The sequence below is a fragment of the Mesorhizobium sp. M1163 genome (assembly GCF_040318415.1).
In the GTDB taxonomy this organism is placed as follows: domain Bacteria; phylum Pseudomonadota; class Alphaproteobacteria; order Rhizobiales; family Rhizobiaceae; genus Mesorhizobium.
In genome coordinates this window covers 1-18,819 of the sequence record NZ_JAMYMF010000032.1, presented here as the reverse complement: position 1 = coordinate 18,819, position 18,819 = coordinate 1, and the positions used below count along the sequence as shown (strand labels likewise).

The 18,819-nt window shown below is 61.1% G+C and carries 22 protein-coding genes and 2 pseudogenes; 9 read left to right on the top strand and 15 right to left on the bottom strand.

Annotated elements, in window-relative coordinates:
• Window positions 1-4: 4 nt before the first annotated feature.
• From NKH43_RS26245 to NKH43_RS26230, 4 genes and pseudogenes are all read left to right on the top strand, one after another.
• Window positions 5-613 carry an acyl-homoserine-lactone synthase gene (locus tag NKH43_RS26245; protein WP_352860573.1) on the top strand — a complete coding sequence of 203 codons (609 nt, stop codon included), beginning with the start codon at window positions 5-7 and terminating at the stop codon, window positions 611-613.
• Window positions 614-712: 99 nt separating this feature from the next.
• On the top strand, window positions 713-1,132 hold the full coding sequence (locus NKH43_RS26240) for a LysR family transcriptional regulator (protein WP_352642323.1): 420 nt from the start codon (window positions 713-715) through the stop codon (window positions 1,130-1,132).
• A gap of 36 nt (window positions 1,133-1,168) precedes the next feature.
• The gene (locus NKH43_RS26235) at window positions 1,169-1,552 is read left to right on the top strand and encodes a hypothetical protein (protein ID WP_352860571.1); all 384 of its coding nucleotides are present in this window, start codon (window positions 1,169-1,171) and stop codon (window positions 1,550-1,552) included.
• A gap of 27 nt (window positions 1,553-1,579) precedes the next feature.
• Window positions 1,580-1,726 (top strand): annotated as a pseudogene (locus NKH43_RS26230) (DUF2274 domain-containing protein).
• Window positions 1,727-1,759: 33 nt separating this feature from the next.
• On the opposite strand, the pseudogene NKH43_RS26225 reads toward NKH43_RS26230, so the two are convergent.
• The 11 genes and pseudogenes from NKH43_RS26225 to trbB all read right to left on the bottom strand — a co-directional run.
• Window positions 1,760-1,885, bottom strand: a pseudogene (locus NKH43_RS26225) (DUF2274 domain-containing protein); the annotation flags it as partial.
• Window positions 1,882-3,093, bottom strand: a complete 1,212-nt coding sequence (locus NKH43_RS26220; RefSeq protein ID WP_352860568.1) for a TraB/TrbI/VirB10 family type IV secretion system protein — start codon at window positions 3,091-3,093, stop codon at window positions 1,882-1,884. The pseudogene NKH43_RS26225 and the gene NKH43_RS26220, both read right to left, overlap by 4 nt.
• A complete protein-coding gene (gene trbG, locus NKH43_RS26215) occupies window positions 3,090-4,088 on the bottom strand; it encodes a P-type conjugative transfer protein TrbG (protein WP_352860681.1) in 999 nt (332 codons plus the stop codon). Before trbG ends, NKH43_RS26220 begins: the two co-directional genes overlap by 4 nt.
• Before the next feature lie 62 nt (window positions 4,089-4,150).
• Complete coding sequence (trbF, locus tag NKH43_RS26210) at window positions 4,151-4,837, bottom strand: conjugal transfer protein TrbF (RefSeq protein ID WP_352860566.1); 687 nt, start codon at window positions 4,835-4,837, stop codon at window positions 4,151-4,153.
• Complete coding sequence (gene trbL, locus NKH43_RS26205) at window positions 4,834-6,204, bottom strand: P-type conjugative transfer protein TrbL (protein WP_352860565.1); 1,371 nt, start codon at window positions 6,202-6,204, stop codon at window positions 4,834-4,836. The genes trbF and trbL overlap by 4 nt, the downstream gene beginning before the upstream one ends.
• Window positions 6,201-6,566, bottom strand: coding sequence for a putative entry exclusion protein TrbK-alt (trbK-alt, locus tag NKH43_RS26200; protein WP_352860563.1), 366 nt, complete (start codon window positions 6,564-6,566; stop codon window positions 6,201-6,203). The genes trbL and trbK-alt overlap by 4 nt, the downstream gene beginning before the upstream one ends.
• A 12-nt stretch (window positions 6,567-6,578) precedes the next feature.
• Window positions 6,579-7,328: a P-type conjugative transfer protein TrbJ gene (gene trbJ / locus NKH43_RS26195; RefSeq protein WP_352860561.1), complete on the bottom strand. Its 750-nt coding sequence runs from the start codon at window positions 7,326-7,328 to the stop codon at window positions 6,579-6,581.
• On the bottom strand, window positions 7,325-9,832 hold the full coding sequence (gene trbE, locus NKH43_RS26190) for a conjugal transfer protein TrbE (protein ID WP_352860559.1): 2,508 nt from the start codon (window positions 9,830-9,832) through the stop codon (window positions 7,325-7,327). Before trbE ends, trbJ begins: the two co-directional genes overlap by 4 nt.
• Window positions 9,833-9,842: 10 nt before the next feature.
• The gene (locus NKH43_RS26185) at window positions 9,843-10,106 is read right to left on the bottom strand and encodes a VirB3 family type IV secretion system protein (protein ID WP_352860558.1); all 264 of its coding nucleotides are present in this window, start codon (window positions 10,104-10,106) and stop codon (window positions 9,843-9,845) included.
• Complete coding sequence (locus NKH43_RS26180; protein ID WP_254818676.1) at window positions 10,106-10,369, bottom strand: TrbC/VirB2 family type IV secretion system protein; 264 nt, start codon at window positions 10,367-10,369, stop codon at window positions 10,106-10,108. Before NKH43_RS26180 ends, NKH43_RS26185 begins: the two co-directional genes overlap by 1 nt.
• A 95-nt stretch (window positions 10,370-10,464) precedes the next feature.
• Complete coding sequence (gene trbB, locus NKH43_RS26175) at window positions 10,465-11,460, bottom strand: P-type conjugative transfer ATPase TrbB (protein WP_352860556.1); 996 nt, start codon at window positions 11,458-11,460, stop codon at window positions 10,465-10,467.
• A gap of 509 nt (window positions 11,461-11,969) precedes the next feature.
• On the opposite strand from trbB, the gene NKH43_RS26170 reads away from it, so the two are divergent.
• Both NKH43_RS26170 and NKH43_RS26165 read left to right on the top strand, forming a co-directional pair.
• Window positions 11,970-12,227: a type II toxin-antitoxin system VapB family antitoxin gene (locus tag NKH43_RS26170; RefSeq protein ID WP_352860554.1), complete on the top strand. Its 258-nt coding sequence runs from the start codon at window positions 11,970-11,972 to the stop codon at window positions 12,225-12,227.
• Complete coding sequence (locus NKH43_RS26165; protein ID WP_352860552.1) at window positions 12,227-12,613, top strand: type II toxin-antitoxin system VapC family toxin; 387 nt, start codon at window positions 12,227-12,229, stop codon at window positions 12,611-12,613. Before NKH43_RS26170 ends, NKH43_RS26165 begins: the two co-directional genes overlap by 1 nt.
• Before the next feature lie 227 nt (window positions 12,614-12,840).
• On the opposite strand, the gene NKH43_RS26160 is transcribed toward NKH43_RS26165, so the two are convergent.
• On the bottom strand, window positions 12,841-13,881 hold the full coding sequence (locus NKH43_RS26160) for a GSU2403 family nucleotidyltransferase fold protein (RefSeq protein WP_352860550.1): 1,041 nt from the start codon (window positions 13,879-13,881) through the stop codon (window positions 12,841-12,843).
• 310 nt (window positions 13,882-14,191) lie between these two features.
• Between NKH43_RS26160 and NKH43_RS26155 the strand changes: the two genes are divergently transcribed.
• Window positions 14,192-14,410, top strand: coding sequence for a DUF3072 domain-containing protein (locus tag NKH43_RS26155; protein ID WP_352860679.1), 219 nt, complete (start codon window positions 14,192-14,194; stop codon window positions 14,408-14,410).
• Between the two features lie 241 nt (window positions 14,411-14,651).
• Here the strand turns inward: NKH43_RS26155 and NKH43_RS26150 are convergent, their stop codons facing one another.
• Together NKH43_RS26150 and NKH43_RS26145 are read right to left on the bottom strand one after the other, a co-directional pair.
• Window positions 14,652-14,777: a hypothetical protein gene (locus NKH43_RS26150; RefSeq protein WP_352860548.1), complete on the bottom strand. Its 126-nt coding sequence runs from the start codon at window positions 14,775-14,777 to the stop codon at window positions 14,652-14,654.
• Window positions 14,778-15,158: 381 nt separating this feature from the next.
• Window positions 15,159-15,401 (bottom strand): DUF2905 domain-containing protein, encoded by a 243-nt coding sequence (locus NKH43_RS26145; protein ID WP_352494339.1) that lies wholly within the window; start codon window positions 15,399-15,401, stop codon window positions 15,159-15,161.
• Between the two features lie 359 nt (window positions 15,402-15,760).
• Here NKH43_RS26145 and NKH43_RS26140 point away from each other — a divergent pair, with 359 nt between their 5' ends.
• The gene (locus NKH43_RS26140) at window positions 15,761-16,645 is read left to right on the top strand and encodes a hypothetical protein (protein ID WP_352860677.1); all 885 of its coding nucleotides are present in this window, start codon (window positions 15,761-15,763) and stop codon (window positions 16,643-16,645) included.
• 638 nt (window positions 16,646-17,283) lie between these two features.
• Window positions 17,284-17,589, top strand: a complete 306-nt coding sequence (locus NKH43_RS26135) for a hypothetical protein (protein ID WP_352494340.1) — start codon at window positions 17,284-17,286, stop codon at window positions 17,587-17,589.
• Between the two features lie 658 nt (window positions 17,590-18,247).
• On the opposite strand, the gene NKH43_RS26130 is transcribed toward NKH43_RS26135, so the two are convergent.
• Window positions 18,248-18,424 (bottom strand): hypothetical protein, encoded by a 177-nt coding sequence (locus NKH43_RS26130; RefSeq protein ID WP_352479403.1) that lies wholly within the window; start codon window positions 18,422-18,424, stop codon window positions 18,248-18,250.
• Window positions 18,425-18,819: the final 395 nt, after the last annotated feature.

The following is an 18,819-nucleotide window of genomic DNA, read 5'->3' as shown; positions in this document are numbered from 1 at the left end:
CGAGATGCTGCACCTTGTTACAAGCAAAAATGCGCACGCCTATCATCAAGAAATGCAACAGGCCTTCCGCCTTCGCCACAGAGTATTTGTCCAAGAGAAAGGCTGGAGCGGCCTGGAGCGTGAAGACGGTCAAGAGATCGACCGCTTCGACGATGATCATGCCGTTCACATGCTCTATATCCTGGAGAACCAGGTCATCGGTTACCAGCGTATGCTGCCCTCGACGCGGCCTCACCTCTTGTCAGACGTTCTCCCCTTTCTTTGCGAAGGCGAGCGGCCAGTTGGTCCGAACATATGGGAATGGACACGCTATTGTGTCGAGGCCAGCCACCGCGAGCGTGGCCGCATACTCAGTCCAGTCGCGAACGCCCTTCTGTCCGGCATTGTCGAGTGGGGCCTTGCCAGCGGTGTCGACACGATCATCATCGAGATGAACCCGCTCTGGCTCTTGCGGCTCGTGCAACTGCATTTCAGGGTTGTCCCTCTCGGGTTGCCACAGATTGTCGGCTTCGAGGAAACGGTGGCCGTGACAGCGAGCTTCGATGAGCGGACACTCACCAGACTCCGCGACATGCGCAAGGCGAGCACCCAACCAGGCATAGTGGACAATTGAACCGTACAAAGCAGCGAATTGGCCCAAAGGTTTCGCCGGTGAAAGGGCGACCCGCGGCTGGAGCCGTCGGCGCCAGTTCCTGTTGAGGAGGTAGGCGCCGTGCGGCGGCGAAGGGTCCAGCTCATTACTCTTGATTGCGCGCTTGTCGTGGCCGAGGAAGGCAGTTTCCTCGGCGCCTCTCGACGCACGGGAATCCATCATTCCGCGCTAAGCCGGCGCATACGTGACCTTGAACACGCACTTGGAACGGTCCTGTTCGAACGTCACGCAGGCGGTGTTCGACCAACCCTGGCTGGCGCGCGACTCTTGCACAACCTTCGACGCGTCCTGACCGATCTCGACGGAACGCTTGCGTTTGCGGAGGCAGCTGGGGAAGGACGAGATGCAGCGGCCTCTGTCGACTTCGATGCATCCGACCACGCAATCGAGTTCCTGGATGCAGTTGCTGACTTCATTCGAAGCAGGCCGGACGTTGCGCTGCGCTTCATGGAGACGAAGCGCCCTGCTCGCCTGAGGTGATCTGGGTTCGCGCCAGGCTCCTGCCGAACGATTGCCATGACCCGTCCCAGCATCGGCGCGATTGGTTCCCGGACCAATCTCACCAAGGCGTTCGCGCTTTTAACGCCCTTCCCTCTGCTCGCCTGCACCGCGGGGCCACGGTTCTTCCTTGCAAAACTGGAACTGGACTCCAGAATTGCAAGGATGATTGAACGCCGCATCAGCACAGAACTCGCCGAGATGCTGGACAGCACGCCCGCTGTGGCGCTGTTCGGGCCGCGTCAGGTCGGCAAGACAACCCTAGCGCTGGAAATAGCCGAACGGCGACCCCGCATCTGCTCAAGATCGGCATTGCGGTCGGCTGGCGATCATGGGCGCATCGGATGCCCGCGGCTGTTCGGTAGAAATTGCTCAGCGTGCCGGCGGCGTCGGCCGCGGTGAGCGGTCAGTGTCCAATTCGAGGTCGAGATAGATCGAAAGACCGCCGATGTGCTTGGCCGTGAAAGCGGCTAGACTATCGCAGACCCGGCAAAGCTGATCGCGCCGATGCTGGCACGATTCATGGCAACCGACAGGGCGTTCGGTCGAATGCGTTCCCACACGAGGTCGGGGTGATCAAAGGCGGCGATCGGCCTGATGGTTGTCTGCTCGGCCTGACGGTTGTCCGCACTGAGAGCCATAAGCGACAAGGTCGCGATGGACGGCGGCAGGCAGTTCGACCGTGATTTTGACCGCACGGTCATCGGGAATGGCGGAGAGTTTCAGCTTGGTCATGATGGATCCTCTGCGCCGTGTGGCGCCAGCACCAGGTCGTGATTGACGATGACGCGAACCGGAAAACCGGGCCGCACGGTGAGCGTAGGCTGGACATTGAGCTGATTGCGTACGAGCTGCTGGCCAATATTGGCGGCCGAATCCTGCGCGCTTTCGCGGATGGCCTTGGCGATTTCGCTTTCGTCGTCGCTGGACCCAAGCGATGTCCCAATGCCCAGCAATGTCGAGAGTGCTGCGGCCCGGAACATCTGGCCCCAATGACGGTCGACCTCGTCCTCCAGCCCGGAAAATCCTTCAGCGTCTGCGCCCTGCTGGCGCTCCAGCACGATCGAGGTGCCGTCAGGCATGATCAGCCGGTTCCAGACCAGCAGCACGCGCGACTGGCCGAAGGCGACGTGGCTGTCGTACTGGCCGATCAGCCTCGCACCCTGGGGGATCAGAAGATTGGATCCTGTCGGGCTGTCGTAGATATTTTCCGTGACCTGAGCGGTGATCTCGCCGGGCAGGTCGGAGCGGATGCCGGTGATAAGGGCAGCCGGTATAACGGTACCAGCTTGCACCACATAGGGCGAGGCTTTCTCGGCGAGCCGGTTGGGACTGACTGTGCGACGGTCTGGCTCGGCATTGACGAAGGCGAGCTTGCGGTCCTGCATGTTTTGCGCGGCACCAGGATCGATCGGTGGCGGCCCGGGGTGCAGAGTTAGACCAGATTGGGTGTCCGGTTCTATGACTCTGCTGCCAGCACCCTGTCGTGCCGGACCAGCTCTCGCGTTCGTATCGGTGAAGAGCTTCGCCACGCGTGCGGCCTCGATCTCGGCCAGTCGGCGTTGTTCTTCCGGATCGGCGCGCGGTGCACTGATGTTGGAGGCCCCAATCGGCTGGCCGCGCTCCTGGGCACGCAAGATCGGCCGGCCGAGGTCGCCAGGCAGCGCAGGGCCGAGTTGCGGAACGCCAGCATAATCCTTAGGCAGGGTCTGCAGCCCGTCGGCTGTCGTGCGGTTTTCGGTGGTGAAGAGCTCGGGCGGTTGCTCGATCCCGCGCCGTCTGGTGTCGAGCGCCCAAATCAACGTGCCGAGGATCGCAGCGCTGGCAATTCCACCAACGCCTAACAGCGTCTTGCGCGACAATCGCGTGACCCTGGCCGGCTCGGGCCGCAGGCGCAGTTCCGCTCGAATGTCCTGGTTGGGCACATTTGCAGGGTCGCTCATCGGAACAGCCTGGTGCTGGGCGAGGTTCGTTTCCCGTCCGTGCGTACGATGCGGACGCGCTTCTCGCTCGTCTTGTCGCCGAGCCTCAATTCAGCGGCGGCAAACAGCCGATCGACGACGTAGTAATTCTGGCGAGCACGGTAGTTGACCAGTTCCGAGCCGCCCGATGGGCCGATGACAAAGAGCGGCGGCATTTCGCCCTGCCCTATGCCTGACGGGAACTCGATATAGACTTTTGCACCGTCGTCGAAGGCGCGAAGCGGCCGCCAGGGTGCTGTGTCGCCCTCGATGCGATAGCGGAAATTCAGCTTCTGAATGTCGACGCCGGACGCGACCGGCTGTGCGGCGGAAGCCTGCGCATTCTGCCGCCGCAGCGCAATCAGCTGGTCCTGCGGGTACTGCCAGGAGACGGAAGCCATGTAGGTCTTTTCGGTCGAGCGCAGCTCGAGATGATAGGTGCGGCGGTCGCTGTTGATGACGAGATTGGTCTGGAGATCTGGCCGTGTCGGCTTCACAAGAATATGGACCTGCTGGCGCTCCCCTGCCCCACTTTGTGTATCGCCGATGATCCAGCGCACCGTGTCGCCGGCGGCCACAGGCCCGGAGCCGACAAGCTGCTCCCCGGGCTGCAAGGCGATGTCTGTGACCTGGCCGGGCGCGGCATAGATCTGGTAGAGCGCGCCCTCACTCCAGGGATAAAGCTGGATGGCATTGACGAACCCGTCGCGAACCGGCTGCATCCTCGCTGCCTCGTTCGCCTGGCTGATCCGCTGCTTCGGATCGGTCGGTTCCGGCTTCACCTTCATGGCCTCGACCGGTTTCAACTGACCTGGCAGCGGAAGCGGTTTCGGCACTTCCACCACCTTCACCGGACCAGGCGGGTCGACCTTGCGCACGGCAGCCACCGCATCGTCATAGGCGATTTCCGGCGGAATGTATTTTTTGGAAGCACAGCCGACGAGCGTCATCGCTGACAGCAACGCCAAGCCAAGCATATGTGCCTTGGGCGCATTGCGCGTGGCCGGTCTCGCCGATCTTCTTGTTCGTGCCGCACGCATCATGAAAGCTCCTTCGACCAGTTGATGGCGTTGACATAGACGCCGAGCGGATTGGCTTTGAGCCGGTCGGCGTTGCGGGGTTGCTGAATCACGATTGTGAGGATTGCGGTCCAGCGCTCGGTGCCGGCCAGGTTGCCATTCTCGTAGCGGCGCTCGAGCCAGGCGACGCGGAAGGAGTCTGGCGAAGCGCGGATGACGCTGGAAACATCGACGGCAACCTGAAGTTTGCCGAGCTTGGCAAAAGGGTCATTCAAACGGGCATAATCATTGAGCGAAATCGCGCCGCGGTCGGTCGTGTAGTCATAGGCGCGCAGCCAATTTTGGCGGACGATGACCGGGTCGGCCGGAATGCTTCTGACTCCTTCGATGAAGCGGGCCAGATGCCAGGCGATCTGAGGATCGGTCGGCCGATAGTCGGCAACGGCCGGGGCGACAATCTGCGCCTCGCCAAACTTGTCGACCTGAACCACCCAGGGAACCACCGAGCCGCGCGTCGACTGCCAGACCAATGCGGATGCAAAACCGCCGGCCAGGACGAGCGAGCCGAAGGCCATCAGCCGCCAGTTTTTCGCCTGGGCGCGAGCTGAGCCGATGCGTTCGTCCCAAATCTGGGCTGCACGCTGATATGGCGTCTCCAGATGAGGTGTTTTTCCGTAGCGAACGAAAGAGCGTCTAAGCGGGGTCATCGGCGGTCGTCCTGATCAAGAGAAACATTCATTGAGCCGCCGCCATGATCACTCGAGTGAACTGAATGCGCGGCGATGCTGGCGCCATGGCTCATGGCCTGGCTGCGCTTCATGCGTTTTGCCCAAGCGGGCGGGGCGTCGGAACTGGCCTCGGTGGTCGGCCAGTCACCGGAGGAAGCCGTGCCCGACGAGTGCTTTCCACTCGTCGCACTCCAAGCCGCAAAGCGGCCGGCCTCATAGCTGTCGGACAGGGCCGACGCAGCGCGCGACATGGCCTGCCTCGCTGGTTGAACGGCAGCTCTGGCGCCAGCTTTGGCGACACCCGCCATGCCGGCGGCGATCGAGCCTGCACCGTCTCTTCCAGATGTCGCTGCGCCAAGTTCCCAGGCGGCCGAAGTGCTGCCGGCCAGATGTGCGCCGCCGCGTGCGGCTGCTGCCGATATGCGCCCACCGGTATTGAGTGCGCCTGCAGCGCCGCCTATTGCGGCGTGGGCACCCATAGCGCCAGCCACGCCAAGGCCGCCAGCGACGAGGCTCGTGCCAACAGCGGCACCTGCGCCCAGTTGCGGGGCGCCAGAGACCAGCCCCGTCGCAATGCCGGGACCGAAGATCGACAGCCCCATCAGCGACAGGGCGCCCAGGACAAGCGACAGTGCATCCGTGATTGTGGGCTGTTCGGCGCCAAAGCCTTGGGTGAATTCGCCGAACAGGCCGGAGCCGATGCCGACGATGACGGCAAGGACCAGGATCTTCACGCCGGAGGCAATGATGTTGCCGAGCACTTTTTCTGCAAGGAAGGCGGTCCGGTTGAACAGCGCAAAGGGGAGCAGCACAAACCCGGCAAGCGTCGTCAGCTTGAATTCGACCAGCGTGACGAAGATCTGGACGGCCAGAAGAAAGAACGCAATCAGTACGATGGCCCAGGCGATCATCAGCACTACGATCTGGACGAAATTCTCGAAGAACGAGACGTAGCCCATCAGCTGGCTGGCGGCCTCGAGGATCGGATTGCCGGCATCGATGCCGACTTGCGCAACGCGGCCCGGCTGCAGCAGTGCCGAGCCTGAAAGTGCCGAGCCTCCAGCCTTCAGGCCGAGCCCGGAAAAGCTCTCGAAGACGATGCCGGCCAGACGATTGAAGTTGCCGATGATGAAGGCGAAGAAGCCAACATAGAGCGTCTTCTTCACCAGCCGGTGCAGCACGTCCTCGTCAGCACCCCAAGCCCAGAACAGGCCGGCAATCGTGATGTCAATGACGATCAGAGTGGAGGTGAGGAATGCCACCTCGCCGCCGAGCAGGCCAAACCCGGAATCGATGTAGCGAGTGAAAGTCTCGAGGAAGCGGTCGATAACGCCGGTGTCGTTCATGGCGCCACCGTTTCCGGATGGAGTCGGTCTTCCGCGGGAGACGGCTTTGGCGGTTGCAGCGGCAACATTCGGCTCGAGTCCTTTTCGGTCGACGGAGCCGCGTTTGGCGCTACGGGACGAGATGGCCGCAGGAAGCGCCGGCGGTTTTCCGCCCAGGCTTTCCTGCAGGCGTCGTCATCAATCGCCGCCATGCCAATGTCCCGGCATCGGGCAAGTTCGACACTTGGCTCGCCGCCCGGATGTGCGGAGCGCGGGGAGGACGCGTCCTGCGAGCCGTCGCCGCGCAGCGCCATGAAGGCGGCGGTCATGGCGGCGCCAAGGGCAAGAACGGCTGTCATCCGGGCGGCGATCTTGAGATCCATGCGCTCTTCGCCTCAGTCGTGGAACATTTTTACGGATGACGGGCTGTAGCTGCTGCCCGTCATGAAACGGCTGAACTGTTCCCGCGCCTGCTCCTGCGCGGCCGCCCTTCTCGCCTGCTCAAGGGCCTCGGCCCTTCCTTGTGCCGCCAGCATCGCGGTGAGATCGGCAACTTGCTTGGCCTGCACGGCAAGAAGCTGGTTGCCGGCCTGCGCCGCCTGCAGCACGCCCACAGCCGACTGGCTGGCGCTGACCAGCGCGCTCGTCTGCTCTTGTGTCCCTGCGATGTTGTCGACCGCGACGGCCCCCGCCTTCAGCGAATGCTCGAAGGCAGACACCGAGGTCTGCCAGCGTTGATGCGCGCTCTCAACAAGCTGCTGGCTGGAGAGATCCGACCCGAAATTCTTGTAAGTGGAGGTAAACTGGCTCTCGATGTCCTGGACTCTATAGGCCAGCTTCTCGGCCTCGCCGAGCAGGGTCTTCATCTCGGAAAAATTGGCCTCAATCTGGCCAAGCAGCGAGGTCGGCAGCGAAGTGAGATTCTTCGCCTGGTTAATCAGCATCTGCGCTTCATTTTGCAGCGAGGTGATCTGGTTGTGGATCTGCTCCAGGGCACGCGACGCCGAAAGCAGGTTTTCGGCGTAATTCCTGGGATCGAACACGATCAGCGCTGATGATGGTGCCGATGACAGCACCGTGGCGACGGCGATGGCGCCGGCTGCCGCCAGGCGGCGGATACGGTTGCCCGCAAGAATGGAATTCATGACGAAATCTCCTCTGTGGACTGGTCGATCACATTGGTGAGATTTTGGATGAGGTCTGCCGCCCAGGAGAGTCCGCGCTCCGCTAGCCAGGCCTCGAGGAAATGGTCACGGCCGGCCTCGGCGATAATCCGGTCGATCGCGGCCTGCTCGGATTTGGACGATGTGGCGCAGAGCGCCAGCGCGATCGGGCCGAGCCCCAGTTCGAACAGACGGTTGCCGCGGCGGCTTTGACAGTAATAGTCGCGCTTCGGTATCGCCCGGGCGATGATCTCGATCTGGCGATCGTTGAGACCAAAGCGTCGGTAGATCTCGGTGATCTGCGGCTCGATGGCGCGCTCGTTCGGCAAGAACAGCCGCGTCGGGCAGCTTTCGACTATTGCCGGCGCGATTGGCGATCCGTCGATGTCGGAAAGCGACTGCGTGGCGAAGACCACGCTGGCGTTCTTCTTTCTCAGCGTCTTCAGCCATTCGCGCAGCTGGTCGGCGAAACCGCCATCGTCGAGCGCCAGCCAGCCCTCGTCGATGAGCAGCAGTGTTGGCCGGCCGTCCATCCTCTGCTCGATGCGGTGGAAAAGATAGGCAAGCACCGCGGGAGCAGCACCTGTGCCGATCAGGCCCTCGGTTTCGAACGCCTGGACGGAGGCTTCGCCGAGACGCTCATGCTCGGCATCAAGCAGATGACCATAAGCGCCGCCGATGCAATAGGGACCAAGCGCCTGCTTCAGCGGCGAGGACTGCAGCAGCACGGACAGGCCCGTCAGCGTCCTCTCCTGGACTGGCGCCGAAGCGAGCGACGTCAGCGCCGACCACAGATGTTCCTTGACCTGTGGCGTGATGGGCACGCCTTCGCGCAGTAGAATGTCGACAAGCCAGTCGGCCGCCCAGGCCCGCTCTGGCGTATGATGGATGCCGGCAAGCGGCTGCAGCGACACGATGTGAACGTCGTCCGACAGATCGGCCAAGGTGAGCAAGGGCAACGGATCGTCAGACCCCTGCCCGCCTGCTGCATTGCTTCCGAGACTGTGCCAATCACCATTCATGGCGAGCACGGCCGCGCGAATTGAGCCGCCGAAATCGAAGGCAAAGACCTGGCTGTTCTCGTAACGCCGAAACTGAAGCGCGATCATCGCCAACAGGACCGACTTGCCGGCGCCGGTCGGGCCGATGACGAGGGTGTGGCCGACGTCGCCGACATGCAGGCTGAACCGGAACGGTGTGGCGCCTTCCGTTCTGGCGAAGAACAGCGGCGGAGCGCCAAGATGCTCGTCCTCGATCGGCCCTGCCCAGACCGCGGAGAGCGGAATCATGTGCGCGAGGTTGAGCGTGGAAAGCGGCGGCTGGCGAATATTGGCATAGACATGGCCAGGGATACTGCCCAGCCAAGCCTCGACAGCGTTGACGCCCTCGGCGATACAAGTGAAGTCCCTGCCCTGAATGATCTTCTCGACCAGACGCAGCTTTTCGTCGGCAATCGAGGGATCGGCATCCCAGACAGTCACGGTGGCGGTGACATAGGCTTCGCCGATCTGATCAGAGCCCAGGTCCTGGAGCGCTGCGTCCGCTTCGGCCGCCTTGTTGGCGGCATCCGTGTCGACCAAGACGGACGCCTCGTTGGTCATCACCTCCTTGAGGATCGCGGCGACGGATTTCCGCTTGGCGAACCACTGACGGCGTATCTTCGTCACCAACTTGGTGGCGTCGGTCTTGTCGAGCATGATCGCCCGCGTCGACCAGCGGTAGGGGAAGGCAAGGCGATTAAGATCGTCGAGAATCCCCGGGAAGGTCATCGTCGGAAACCCGGTGACGGTGAGCGTGCGCAGATGCGCATCGCCAAGCCTCGGCTCCAACCCGCCGGCCAACGGCTGATCGACAAGGAGAGCGTCCAGATGCATCGGCGTTTCTGGCACGCGAACGCGATGCCGCTTGGTCGAAATGGTTGAGTGTAGGTAACTCAGTGTCTCTCCGTCATCGAGCCAGCCGACTTCCGGAACGAAGCCCTGGATGAGGTTGAGCACGCGGTCGGTGCGATCGACAAAAGTCTTCAGGAGCTCCCAAGGATCGACACCCGCCTTTTCCCGGCCTTCGTAGAGGAAGCTCTCCATTCGCGACGCTTCCTCGCCCGGAGGCAGCCACACGAAAGTGAGGAAGTAGCTGCTTTCAAACAGCACACGAGAGTCTTCGAACTGTTCGCGACGCTCGATGTCGAGAAGCGCGGATGCGCAATCCGGGAACCGGCTGTCGGGGTAGCCGCTGGCGGGATTGCGCTGGGCTTCGACAAAGATTGCCCAGCCGGAGCCGAGGCGGCGCAGCGCGCCGTTGAGCCGCGCGGTTGTGCCGACCAGCTCGGCCGGCGTGGCGGAGTCCAGATCCGGCCCGCAAAAGCGCGCCGTTCTTTGAAAACTGCCGTCCTTGTTCAGCGCGACGCCCAGCGCCACCAGCGCGGCCCAAGGCAGATAATCGACGAGGCTGGCACCCTTCTTTCGGTATTCCGCGAGGTTCATCATGGCGAAAACCTCAACATCCGAAATGCGTGGGATAGCGAAGGTGCCGGCGAACCACATCGATGAATTGCGCATCGCGCTTTGCCGCCCAGACGGCCACGAGATGCCCGACCGCCCAGATGATGAGCCCCGCGATCCACAAACGAAGTCCCAATCCGACCGCGCCGGCCAGCGTGCCGTTGGCAATCGCGACTGCACGTGGCGCGCCGCCGAGCAGGATCGGTTCGGTGAGTGCGCGATGAATCGGCGCGAAAAACCCACGGATCTCCTCATCCATCAGATCAGCGCTCCGCCGCCGAAGGAGAAAAAGGACAGGAAGAACGAACTTGCCGCGAAAGCGATCGACAGCCCGAAGACGATCTGGATCAGCCGGCGAAATCCGCCTGAGGTGTCGCCGAAGGCGAGCGAAAGGCCGGTGATGATGATGATGATCACCGCCACGATCTTGGCGACTGGTCCCTCGATCGATTCGAGGATTTGCTGAAGCGGCTCCTCCCAGGGCATGGAAGAACCGGCAGCATGGGCGGGCGCAATCATCATGATCGCAGCGGTAGCCGCATACGACAGCTCCACGGCAAGCTTACGGATAGCCGATGAATTGAAGCGAATCGGGGTCATTCTGAAGCTCCATAGGGCTAGTGGTGATTCACGGTCGTTGTGGTCTCGAGATTTGCTTCCAGGGTGCGGTAGTCGCCGGTGGCCGGATTGAGCCCGTCGACCAAGGCGATTTCGACGAGCCGGCGCGCTGAACCGCGGCCAGCGAGAACCGCGATGAGGTCTATGGTTTCGGCGATCAGCGCGCGCGGGACCGTAACGACGGCCTCCTGCACGAGCTGCTCCAGTCGCCGCAGTGCGCCAATGGCAGAATTGGCGTGAATAGTGCCGATGCCGCCGGGATGCCCGGTGCCCCATGCCTTCAACAGATCGAGCGCTTCGGCGCCGCGTACCTCGCCGATCGGGATGCGATCGGGCCGAAGCCGCAGGGACGACTTCACCAGATCGGACAGCGAGGCGACACCGTCCTTGGTGCGCAGCGCTACAAGATTGGGCGCAGCACACTGCAACTCGCGTGTGTCCTCGATCAGCACGACGCGCTCGGCGGTTTTAGCCACCTCCGCCAAAAGCGCGTTGACCAGCGTGGTCTTGCCCGTCGATGTGCCGCCGGCCACCAGCACGTTCTTCCGTGTCTCCACGGCAAGCTGCAGGGCGTCAGCCTGGCCTTCGGTCATGATGCCGGCGGCGACATAGTCTTGAAGCGTAAACACCGCGACTGCCGGCTTGCGGATGGCGAATGTTGGTGCCGTGACGACAGGCGGCAACAGGCCTTCGAACCGTTCACCGGTCCCGGGCAGTTCAGCCGAAACGCGCGGCGAGCCCGAATGCACCTCCGCACCGACATGGTGCGCGACCAGCCTGACGATCCGTTCGCCGTCGGCCGCGATCAGGATTTCATTGCTTGCAACAAGTCCTTCGGTGAGGCGATCAACCCAGAGGCGACCGTCGGGATTCAGCATCACCTCGACAATGGCTGGATCATCAAGGAAGCCTGCGATGGCCGGGCCGAGGGCGGTGCGCAGCATGCGCGCGCCGCGCGACACCACTCTCTTGCTGGCATGATGGTTGGTCGCCATGCGGGGTCCCCGTTTCTCGCCACGAACTGGTTCGTGCCGCGGTCGGGGATCATTAGAAAAGGCAGGAGTGCCGGCCTTGCAACAAGCAAAACCGGCGATCGTGGCATGACGTGCAGAGACTTGCGAAATGCGGTGCCGCGACCGCGATAGCTCAGCAACCGGGGCCCGACTGGCCATCGCCGCTCCAGCAGAACAGGCGGCTATACGAGAAGGCATATCTACTGCTCGGCATCGACCACACGGATCGCTTTCGCCGATCGAGACCCACCGACCGGTGTCATCGACCGCCCGACACTTCAAGGGGTGACGTCTTCCATCAGCAGCGCCACCATCTCGCGTCCCCGCCGCGAAGTTCAGCGCGCCGCGAGCAGCCGGTTGGCGCGACGAGCCAGGTTCACATAGAGGTCGGCCCCCGGCGCGGCGCGGGTGCAGGCGAGGCTAGCAGGTATGTTGAAGGCCTAGAGAACTGTGGTAGGAAATTGCCAGAAAGGTAGATTTTTGGATTTCTCGTGTCCCTGAACATCAAAAATCCGGCCACCGTCGCTCTCGCCGATGAACTCGCACGCCGCCAGGGCATCAGTAAGACAGAAGCCATCCATCAGGCCCTTAGCGAGCGCTTGCATCGCTTGGGCTTTGGAGAGACCGCTCAGGAGCGTCTGCTGGCAGAATTGCGCGCCATCCGAGAAAGAGTGGCACGATTGCCTGAACTGGATAGTCGCAGCGACGAGGAGATCATCGGGTATGACGAGCATGGAATTCCTAACTGATGGTGATCGATACCTCAGCTATTGTAGCGATCCTTCGGAGCGAACCTGAGGCAGCAAGGCTGGAACGAGCGCTGGCCTCCGACCCAGTCCGACCGGTCCCGGCAACCTGCGTGCTCGAGGCACGCATGGCGCTGGTAAGCAGGCGCGGCGAACACCCGTTGGCCGAGATCGATCTTTGGCTGCGCGAAATCGAGACCGACATCATTGCTGTCGACTCCGAATTGGTTGATCTGGCGACCCAGGGATGGCTGACCTACGGCAAAGGCCACCACCCGGCGGCGCTGAATTTTGCCGATTGCCTCTCCTATGCTTTGGCAAAGCGTGCAGACGAACCGCTGCTTTTCATCGGCAAAGACTTCTCCCAAACGGATATCGAACCGGCATGAGCACGAGACTCTAAGATCATCGGCTGTCTCCAGCTTGAACCCTGTAATAGCGCCCAATTAGTTTCGATTCTGTCGGCTGGGCCTGCATCAAGGGGTGTCATGCCAATTGGTCCCAAAGCACAGCAAGCTGGCGTCTTTCGTCCCTCCGATCTGGCGCTGCTGGGCCGCGTCTTCGATCGGTTGGAAGTTGAGGGCCAATCCAGCCGGCCAACTTGTAGCTCAGACATTCACGGCCGCGACGCTGGTCGCGCGAATAAATGATGGGCCTCGTCGAAAACGGCCCTTGGTAGGACCCGAAGCTCGCTTGCTTTGTAGGGGAGATGCTCGAGATATTGCGTCGTCAGCCAGGCAACCACTTGCGCTTGGGCCAAGTCGCGACGGCGCTTGATTGGCTCGCGATCAGCTCGTTTTGAGACCCAGAATTTGTGAGCGGCAAAAATACGCGGATCGGGAACCACGAGCCGCAACGGTCCGCCTTTTTCATCGATGGCGATTGCTTCGAAAGCAGGGGCATTTTCCAGCCATGCCAGGCCGGCGATCTCGGCGGCCACCAATTCGTCGTCGGCCTTCCCGACAGTTTCCCGGCTCGGCTTCCACGCCGGGTTTGCAAGCGGTTTGATCAGATCCACGAGGTATCCGTCGCGGTTCACCGCGCGGAACGTGGCGGATGAACGCTCGAAAGACCGATCGACCTTGCGCAAAAGGTTGATGAGCGCTCCATGTTCGACGTTGGCGCCAGACATGATCCGGAGGGACTGGCGCGAGTCCATGAGGAGATCGATATCTTGGGTCGATGTGATTCCGGGATCCACGAACACTCCGGCCGCCGCCTCATAGGCGTAGATCGCATTCGTGCCGGCAATACGAATGCCTTCCCCGAGAAGACCGGCGTTATCTATTGCCCTGATAATTCTTGCGGCGATCAGGGGAACACGTCCAAGCCGGAGCGCGCGATTGACAGCAGATTGGCGCTCCATCTGCTCCTGTCGCGCAGAGAGCGTTTCTTGGGCGGACGCGCGAGCTGTTTCCCAATCCGCCTTGACAGCTTCGCTCGCCGGCGAGCGCCGACCCTCTGCCTTTTGGTGTCGCACGCCAGCGGCGTCGTAGTAGCTTCGCATCAAGTGGTCAATGCCGTTCACGGTGTGCCAGACGAGGGATCCCCGAAAGCTCTTCGCCTTCCTTTGGGCCTCCTTGAGCGCAATGAAGCGTTGGTCGGAATTGACTTTTTCCCGACGCTGATCGTTATTTAATTCAACAAAATCAGCCAATTCAACAGTTACCCTGCATTTAGCTCCGAGCTGTTGCAATACACAATAGGCGGCGGAGCGGCCAATTGCAACAGCTCTCACGTGATTCCATTGCGACTGTTGAAGTAGCTGTATTAATTAAAAAATATGACGACGGAGCAGCTTTTCTACGGCAACGCAGTCGAAGCAAAAGCGCCGCTCGGACACGGCCTTCGCTCGTTCCATTCGATCCGCAGACCGGGCCGGTGCAAACGGTGTGAGAAAGCCTACCAAAGTGGCGGAACAAATCATGATCATTTCTCATTGTGGTGATCATCAAGGGAGATTGATCATGGGCGACCGGCACAACCTAAAAATCGAGAAATCGGCAAATGTCGAAAAGGACCCGGAAGATTGGGTCAGCGGAGATGACCCAATGACTCCCGCACAAGCCTCCTATTTGAAAACTCTGGCCGAACAGGCCGACGACCCTGACACCTATGCTGACGGCCTCAGCAAGGCGGAAGCTTCTAAACGCATTGATGTACTCCGGGAGAAGTTAGGCCTGTAGCGTCCGCTTGTGGCTTTTCGTCTCCCGGCGAAGGACAGCCGATCGGGTCGGATTGGGACAGTTTTGCTGCAGGTTGTGACCCGCGCAATTAGTTTTTCTGAATTGAGCGCGTTGCTGCTCGACTTGCGATAGAGACGACAAAACGGCGGAAGGGAGCGGCTTATAGGGTGCAGCAGCCCGGCATCCCTCTACGCTCGCCAAGACCTCGCGCCCGCCGGTCCAATCCTGCAGTCGAAACAGATCAGGACGTCCCGATGAGGGATATGGCCAGCAGCGACACAAAAAGGACAAGGGCGATTGCAGCGCCCCAGATGAGGACTTTTTCGGCGCCGCGTTGCTCTTCCTCGCGAGATATGTCTTTCGCCATTGCATGCATCCTTTGCGAAGGCAACGACTTAGCAACGTGCCGCGCCAAGGCTGAGTTCCCGGCAAAGCTCTCGGAATCAAACTTCGTGTTCTCCAACCGTCGGTTGGTGGACGCATTGCAACTGATGCATCTAAAGTTTCCTTGATCCGCGGGCACCGGGCATGCCCGACCCCGAGCCCCCGCCCTGCAACAGCGCTTGATCGGCCCCGCCGCATCAAACTGTGCGGCGGGCTTTTTTCCTCACGCGATGGAACACCGGCGCGCAGGGAAAGTTCTGCCCACGCAGCAAACTCTTTCCCTCATATTTTTGCTGCCAAATCGGATAGCTCCGACCGGCCCGCGTCGTTCTTTTCCTCCGGCGACGCGGGCTCGCCGTCCTCGCTATCGGTTGAGTAGCCACAGAACAAACGAGAGCACGATGCTGATCAGAATCCCGGTGCCGATCGGAGCATAAAACGTGAAGTTCTCACGTTGGATCACGATGTCACCGGGCAATTTGCCCAGACCGACCCGCGACAACCAGGGCCACAATAGGCCGATGGCAACTATGATCAAACCAATGACAATCAGAGTTCTGGACATGGCGGCATCAGCTGTCGTCCTTATAAGATTTGGCGGCTTCATCGATCTTACGCCAATCGTTTCCGTGGCGCCGCACAAGCTCCCGCGCCTGGACTGGCGATATACTTTGCGTTTCGACGATGTGGTTCACTTCCGTCTCCTCACCTTTCAAGGGACGCGAACGAGGGCTCGTTGGCTGTCTGGCCGTTGGGTTTTTTGCATCTCGTCTGGGCATGAATGGACCTCTCCTGGAGCAGAATAAACGGTCCGGCGCGGCGAAGGTTTCTCCACGCTGGCGCGTTGAGCAGTTCACCGATCGCCTCATTGGCTTCCCCTTGCGGGCAGACCATACGTTCTGGTGGTCTTGGACCCAAATGACCTGCACCGCGTTCTTTGCGAGCAGTGCTGTGCTTCGCAATCTGATGGAAAAATCCGACGTCCCTGCTTCACCGCAGACAGCTCCTGGTGCCGAAGCGCGCTTTCCGTACGGTCGCGCGGCGGTTGAGCGGTTTCGACAGACATTCCCGCGCGCCAGGTGGAGTGACGAGCGCAAAAGCTGGTTCGTGCCGGGAAAGACTGCAGCACGGCGCATCCAGCGCTGGCTTGCGCAAGAGGCGGATCTACGAGGAGCACATGATGACAGCAAGGGACGGGATGCTTTCGCCTTCGATCCCCTGTCGAGCCGGTATCTGGAAATCGCGGACGACCTGCGCATCCGCACGCCATATTCGCGGACGGTCCTCGAGGAACTGCGAGCCGTTCCATGGGCGAGCTGGGACGACGAACTGCGGGCCTGGAGGGTGCCTTTCCGCTCATACGAGGAGTTGAGGCGCCATTGGCCAAGCATCGAAAGGGCCGCAGGCCGCGCAGAACCGGACGAGAGGAAACGGCGACGGGAAGCGTCCAAAGACTCCGAGGAATATAAAGCCGCTAGATTGCGGTATGCCGAACGCAGGCGACGTCGCTATCCATTGCCTGCTGACGATTTACCCCGGCTTGGCCTTACCGTGGCGACGGAGCAATACGGCATCGTCGTCTTCACCGACATTTCGGGTGAACTCGTAGACGCCTCGGAATTAGCAGCGTTCTATCCGCATTTGATCGAGGCGGACGTCGACCATGTCTGGGGCAGATGGCGTCCGGCGACGTTGGCTGAATTGATTAGAACATGGCCCGCTCGGCGTGCTGCCGAGTTAGCGGAACGGCAACGAGGCTGGTGGCAGCCAACGCTGCCCGAGCTCAGGATCGCTCGCCAAAAAGCTCGAAGCCTGGCGCGAAGAAGGGCAAAGCTTGTGTCATCGTTCTAGCCTTTCAGGCCCGGCGCTTCCAGCGTCTGTCCGGTTGCCATTGTGATTGAAATGTCCCCCGATCGGAGCCTCCCATGTGCAACGATAGCGAACAACATATGGCCTGGCTGAATATTACCGGATGATAGCGCCGCTGGCCTTGAATATCCCGAGCCTGAAAACGAATTTGACTTGCGCTTAGGCGCACGACACCCGCATTGACTATTCGGCTCCAATAACCAGCGTGGCAGGTAAAGCCGTCGAGCGGCTTCTATGACGTTTGGAAGCCGGACCTAACGGTGGGCCTGTGTTCAACTTCCGCTCCGAGGGAGCCGTCACTTTGGGAACAGCACGCGATACCTGTTTCCGGCGTCGGCGTTCCTCCGCTCCACGCACCCTTTATGGCCATCGCCGGACCGAGAGGAAGTCCGTCGCTCCGCTAACACGTGGTTGGGCAAGCGCGCCAAGGTCATCGCTGAAATGTTAAACCATTTCTGCAGAATTTGACGCACACAAAGGCCGATCCGAGGCCAACTGGGAGTGCATACCCCAGCTTGGAATTGTGCGGAACCGTACGAAGTCGATTGCAAGCAACCAACCTGGTTGGCCGGGCATTAATTTAGCAAAGCGTGAATTAGGAAAGCATCGGGAGGAACACCATGCTGCACGTTAACATGCCTGGTGAATTTGAGGTCGGCGATGAGGTTGCGCTAGCAGGTATCGTCATCGCGATTCTCCCCAGCGGGCGCGCCAGGGTGAGCATTCCTTCGTATGACCATCCATATACGATTGATCCGCCACCGAAAGTCCGGGCCGGCGACCGAGTGGTTCTTGTTGGGGACGTCACCCGCATCGATTGCGGAGGGAACAAACTCACTGTGCGCATTGACTGCGGCGGGGTGATTACTGTCGACAAGTCGGCGATCACTAGGCTGAGAAAGCCCCGCCGGGCTTCAACGGGTTAACGCTCCGGCGAGACAACAGCCGGTGTCGGCGCGGGGAAGATGCAAGCGCCTTTGAACAGCCCAAGGGTGCCGCGCTGTCCAGTCGGATATGGAGCGGACGAACGGATAAATGGGAGCTCGACGCTAGGGCAGGCGCTCAGCGTAGCGCGTTCCTGGCGCTTTCGGATTACCGGTGAAGCAAGTCAGATCTTCGCATTCGCGATCGTCGCTCTCGGCAACAGGCGGCGCGCCCGTCCAGGACGCGTGGCACGTGTGCGCTGTGGAAGGAGACGACCAGCACATCCCGTGTGAAGGCAACGCGGCATCCCGCTCGACGGGAACTTTTCTCTGCAGCGAGCGCTTGGTCGCCGGTCAGACGCGATGGGCGCCGGCTCGTATCCATTATGGAGATCACATGTTCGTCCCGCCACCGATGCCCGCAAAAAGTCTGCTTCGGTGCGTCGCGACGGAACTGGACGACATGGTTGGGTGGAGTAAGCGCCCTCCCCTGGGTTAACAACCGGTCGGTGACAGCCACGGCCACATCGACAACAACCGCAACGGCAATCAAGTCGTCGCTGAAAGCCTGCAAGGTGTCTGTCACGACACAGCGTGCCGGCAAAGCTACGCCCTCGCGACAGGGATTCGTTGTAAGCTGACCCGACGGCAACGCCGGCGACTACGAGTCGAGGTCGTAGGGCTGATGGCCCAGCTCGTTGTGATGAAGCGCCTCTGCCATACACCTGATGTCGAACGCCTGGCCGCACGCCGGGCAGACGACGAAATACTCCTCCTCCCGAAGTGGCAATGCGTCGTGGTCTTGGGGGATGACGATGTCATTGTATTCGTCGGGCATTGGGTCCTCCGGAAACCCGCCCGCTATGCTGGAACGCCTGCCAGCAGGATTTGTTTCAAAGTTATTGCGCCAAGGAAAGACCTGATGTCCGGTTCGGCAGCGATACCGTGCCACCGGGCAGTTTCAAAGTGATTATCAATCTTTGGTACGGCGCGGGCAAGAACCTGTTCCTCGGGGCGGCGAGGCTCGAATTCAACCAAGCATGCGCGGTCGAAAGAACTCCAATCCGGCAAGGCACACTGCTAGCCGAGATCGACTGTGGAGACGAATGCCGAGGTCCGCCGCTCCGATGAAGGGTGATCTGATGGGTATCAGCTGCGCGCAAAATAGCTCCGCAATCCGGCACCGGGGGTTTGGGCTGTTGAAGCGCCTGTCTTGCCGGCAGCTCATCCAGT

Excerpts from the sequence above, each read along its gene's own strand:
- trbF (WP_352860566.1), bottom strand. The coding sequence starts at position 4,837 with ATGACCCCGCTTAGACGCTCTTTCGTTCGCTACGGAAAAACACCTCAT.
- NKH43_RS26180 (WP_254818676.1), bottom strand. The coding sequence starts at position 10,369 with ATGATGATTGCGCCCGCCCATGCTGCCGGTTCTTCCATGCCCTGGGAG.
- NKH43_RS26185 (WP_352860558.1), bottom strand. The coding sequence starts at position 10,106 with ATGGATGAGGAGATCCGTGGGTTTTTCGCGCCGATTCATCGCGCACTC.
- NKH43_RS26155 (WP_352860679.1), top strand. The coding sequence starts at position 14,192 with ATGGGCGACCGGCACAACCTAAAAATCGAGAAATCGGCAAATGTCGAA.
- NKH43_RS26130 (WP_352479403.1), bottom strand. The coding sequence starts at position 18,424 with ATGCCCGACGAATACAATGACATCGTCATCCCCCAAGACCACGACGCA.
- trbG (WP_352860681.1), bottom strand. The coding sequence starts at position 4,088 with ATGCTTGGCTTGGCGTTGCTGTCAGCGATGACGCTCGTCGGCTGTGCT.
- NKH43_RS26165 (WP_352860552.1), top strand. The coding sequence starts at position 12,227 with ATGGTGATCGATACCTCAGCTATTGTAGCGATCCTTCGGAGCGAACCT.
- trbJ (WP_352860561.1), bottom strand. The coding sequence starts at position 7,328 with ATGAATTCCATTCTTGCGGGCAACCGTATCCGCCGCCTGGCGGCAGCC.
- trbB (WP_352860556.1), bottom strand. The coding sequence starts at position 11,460 with ATGGCGACCAACCATCATGCCAGCAAGAGAGTGGTGTCGCGCGGCGCG.
- NKH43_RS26135 (WP_352494340.1), top strand. The coding sequence starts at position 17,284 with ATGCTGCACGTTAACATGCCTGGTGAATTTGAGGTCGGCGATGAGGTT.
- NKH43_RS26140 (WP_352860677.1), top strand. The coding sequence starts at position 15,761 with ATGGAAAAATCCGACGTCCCTGCTTCACCGCAGACAGCTCCTGGTGCC.
- trbE (WP_352860559.1), bottom strand. The coding sequence starts at position 9,832 with ATGATGAACCTCGCGGAATACCGAAAGAAGGGTGCCAGCCTCGTCGAT.
- NKH43_RS26220 (WP_352860568.1), bottom strand. The coding sequence starts at position 3,093 with ATGAGCGACCCTGCAAATGTGCCCAACCAGGACATTCGAGCGGAACTG.
- NKH43_RS26145 (WP_352494339.1), bottom strand. The coding sequence starts at position 15,401 with ATGAAGCCGCCAAATCTTATAAGGACGACAGCTGATGCCGCCATGTCC.
- NKH43_RS26150 (WP_352860548.1), bottom strand. The coding sequence starts at position 14,777 with ATGGCGAAAGACATATCTCGCGAGGAAGAGCAACGCGGCGCCGAAAAA.
- NKH43_RS26235 (WP_352860571.1), top strand. The coding sequence starts at position 1,169 with ATGACCCGTCCCAGCATCGGCGCGATTGGTTCCCGGACCAATCTCACC.
- trbL (WP_352860565.1), bottom strand. The coding sequence starts at position 6,204 with ATGAACGACACCGGCGTTATCGACCGCTTCCTCGAGACTTTCACTCGC.
- trbK-alt (WP_352860563.1), bottom strand. The coding sequence starts at position 6,566 with ATGGATCTCAAGATCGCCGCCCGGATGACAGCCGTTCTTGCCCTTGGC.
- NKH43_RS26245 (WP_352860573.1), top strand. The coding sequence starts at position 5 with ATGCTGCACCTTGTTACAAGCAAAAATGCGCACGCCTATCATCAAGAA.